The sequence below is a fragment of the Streptomyces sp. MnatMP-M17 genome, from assembly GCF_900091995.1.
Classification (GTDB): Bacteria; Actinomycetota; Actinomycetes; order Streptomycetales; family Streptomycetaceae; genus Streptomyces.
In genome coordinates this window covers 1-2,815 of the sequence record NZ_FMDK01000983.1, presented here as the reverse complement: position 1 = coordinate 2,815, position 2,815 = coordinate 1, and the positions used below count along the sequence as shown (strand labels likewise).

4 protein-coding genes are annotated in these 2,815 nt (G+C 70.6%); 3 read left to right on the top strand and 1 reads right to left on the bottom strand.

What is annotated here, in order from left to right; all coding sequences use genetic code 11:
• Positions 1–1,108, top strand: a 1,108-nt coding sequence (locus GA0115259_RS34665) for a glycoside hydrolase family 38 C-terminal domain-containing protein (RefSeq protein WP_237540709.1), incomplete at its 5' end; no start/stop codon positions are given.
• A 119-nt stretch (positions 1,109–1,227) separates the two neighbouring features.
• On the opposite strand, the gene GA0115259_RS34660 is transcribed toward GA0115259_RS34665, so the two are convergent.
• Positions 1,228–1,512 (bottom strand): hypothetical protein, encoded by a 285-nt coding sequence (locus tag GA0115259_RS34660; RefSeq protein ID WP_370749214.1) that lies wholly within the window; start codon positions 1,510–1,512, stop codon positions 1,228–1,230.
• A gap of 148 nt (positions 1,513–1,660) precedes the next feature.
• On the opposite strand from GA0115259_RS34660, the gene GA0115259_RS34655 reads away from it, so the two are divergent.
• Positions 1,661–1,966, top strand: coding sequence for a 4a-hydroxytetrahydrobiopterin dehydratase (locus GA0115259_RS34655; protein WP_093604256.1), 306 nt, complete (start codon positions 1,661–1,663; stop codon positions 1,964–1,966).
• A gap of 47 nt (positions 1,967–2,013) precedes the next feature.
• Positions 2,014–2,815, top strand: an 802-nt coding sequence (locus tag GA0115259_RS34650; protein ID WP_107469359.1) for an AraC family transcriptional regulator, incomplete at its 3' end; no start/stop codon positions are given.

Sequence of the window (2,815 nt, the reverse complement as noted above, 5' to 3'; positions counted from 1 at the left end):
CGGCAGCGCCGAGCTGCTGCCGCGCGAGGACGGCGGTTACGTGCTCAGCAACGGCCTGCTGGAGGTCGAGATCGACAGCCGCGGACTGGTGGTGTCGGTCTACGACATCAGCGCCGAGCGCGAGACCGTCGCACCCGGGGAGGCGGCCAACCTCCTCCAGATCCATCCCGACTTCCCGAACCAGTGGGACGCCTGGGACGTGGACGAGTTCTACCGGAACACCGTCACCGATCTCACCGATCTCGACGAACTCACTCCGGTCGAGGGCACCGGCGCCGCCTCCGTCCGTCTCGTCCGCACCTTCGGCGCGTCGAAGGTCACGCAGCTTCTGACACTCGCGCCGGGAGTCAAGCGGCTCGACATCGACACCGAGGTCGACTGGCACGAGACCGAGAAGTTCCTGAAGGCCGCGTTCCCGCTGGACGTGCACGCCGAGCGCTATGCCTCGGAGACGCAGTTCGGCCATGTCTACCGGGCCACCCACACCAATACGAGCTGGGAGGCCGCCAAGTTCGAGACCTGCAACCACCGCTTCGTCCACCTCGATGAGCCCGGCTGGGGCGTCGCGCTGGTGAACGACTCGACGTACGGACACGATGTGACCCGTACGGTACGGGCCTCGGACGGCGGTACGACCACCACGGTGCGTGTCTCGCTGCTGCGCGCGCCGCGCTTCCCGGACCCGGAGACCGACCAGGGCGTGCACCGCTTCCGGCACGCCCTGGCGCCCGGCGCCTCCATCGGCGACGCCGTCCGCGAGGGCTACCGGATCAATCTGCCGGAGCGCAGGCTCACCGGGGACACCGAGGTGGCGCCGCTGGTCACCGTCGACAACGATGCCGTCGTCGTCAGCGCGCTGAAGCTGGCCGACGACGGGAGCGGCGATCTGGTCGTACGGCTCTACGAGTCGACCGGCGGACGGGCGAAGGTCCGCGTCGGCCTGGGCTTCGAGGCCACCGGGCTGGAGACGACCGATCTGCTGGAACGGCCGCTGCGGGACGGTCAGGAGCGGCCGGAGCCCCGGGAGCGGCCGGAGCTGACGGACGGCGCGGTACGGCTGGCGCTCCGCCCGTTCGAACTGATCACCCTGCGGCTGACGCGCGGCTGATCCGTCGGCCGACGGGGCGGGACGGATACGTGGGACGGGCGCGCCGGAAACGGAGCGCCCGTCCCACGGACGTCCCGCTCCCGTGGTTTTCGTGGCTCCCGAGGCGCCGGGCCGCCCGCTCACCGGTCCTCCGCCTTCCCGCCGCCCGGCGCCGGGCCCAGCGCCTGGGCGGCGACCAGATACAGGAAGTCCCGCTCGTTGCCCGCCAGTCCGGCCGCGGTCAGGGCCGCGTCCGCCTCGGCGAGAGGAGCCGCCAGCAGCGGCGCGGCGAGCGCGGCCTGAAGCGGATCGTCCAGCACCGCCCGTACGGCCGCCATGAGCCGCAGATAGGCCTGGGCCGCGCTGTACCCGCTCGCCGTGCCGGACGTACTGGGCGTGCTCGGCGGATTCGACGTGACGGTCATACCTGGCTTCCTCTCCATGGATCTGCCGGACCATCAAGTCTTGACCATGAGTCTGACATCCCGCCCGATGCCCGGCTCACGACGTATCGTCGGCCGCGTCGCCTCGCGTGTCCCCCAAGTCCCCACTTGTCCGTAAGGAGCTCCGCCCATGGCCACCGAACCGCTGTCCCCGCAGGAGATCGAGGCACGGCTGCGAGACTTTCCCGGCTGGTCCCTGACGGACAGCCGTCTCGCCCGTACCTACCGGCTCGGCAGCCACTTCGCCGCGACCGCCATGGTCGTCCATGTCGCCCGGATTCAGGAGGAGTTGAACCATCACTCCGATCTGACGCTCGGTTATCACACCGTCGCTCTCGCCGTGCACACCCATGACGCGGGAGGTGCCGTCACCGTGAAGGACTTCGCCCTCGCACGGCGTGTCGAGGAGATTGCCCCGGCACACGGCGCGAACTGATCGGTGCGGCGACGAGTCGCCTGCCCGGTGCATTTACGCTGGTGACCATGGACGTACTCGCCGGACTCCTGGACGGACCGCGGGCCCGGGGGGCTTTTCTGCTGCGCATGGTGATGGAGCCGCCGTGGTCGGTGCGCATCGAGGACCGTGCTCCGCTCTGTCTGATGTGCGTCACCCGAGGCGAGGCGTGGATCGTCCCGGACGGCGGCGGCGAGCCGGTGCTGCTGCGGCCCGGAGATGTGGCGATCGCCCGTGGCCCCGAGCCGTATCTCACCGCGGACAGCCCGCTGACCGCGCCGCGCGCGCTGATCGGTCCCGGCGGTGTCTGTCACACACTGGAGGGCGAACCGCTCGCCCAGTCCATGCATCTGGGCGTACGGACCTGGGGGAACGCTCCGGGCGGCGGTACGACCGTACTGATCGGGACGTACCAGATGGACGGTGAGGTCAGCAGACGGCTGCTGGACGCCCTGCCCTCGCTGATCCAACTCCCCGCCAGCGCCTCGAACAGTCCGCTGATGACGGTCCTGGACGAGGAGATCTCGCGGGACGAACCCGGGCAGGGCGTGGTTCTCGACCGGGTGCTGGACCTGATGCTGATAGGTGTGCTCAGAGCGTGGTTCTCGCGGCCGGACGCCGAGGCTCCCGGGTGGTACCGCGCCATGGCCGATCCGGCGGTCGGCAACGCCCTGCGGCTCCTCCAGAACGAGCCGGCCCGCCCTTGGACGGTCGCCACTCTCGCCGCCGCGTGCGGAGTCTCCCGGGCCGGACTCGCGCGCCGCTTCGCCGAACTCGTCGGAGAGCCGCCGATGGCGTATCTCACCGGCTGGCGGCTCGCTCTCCCCCCCC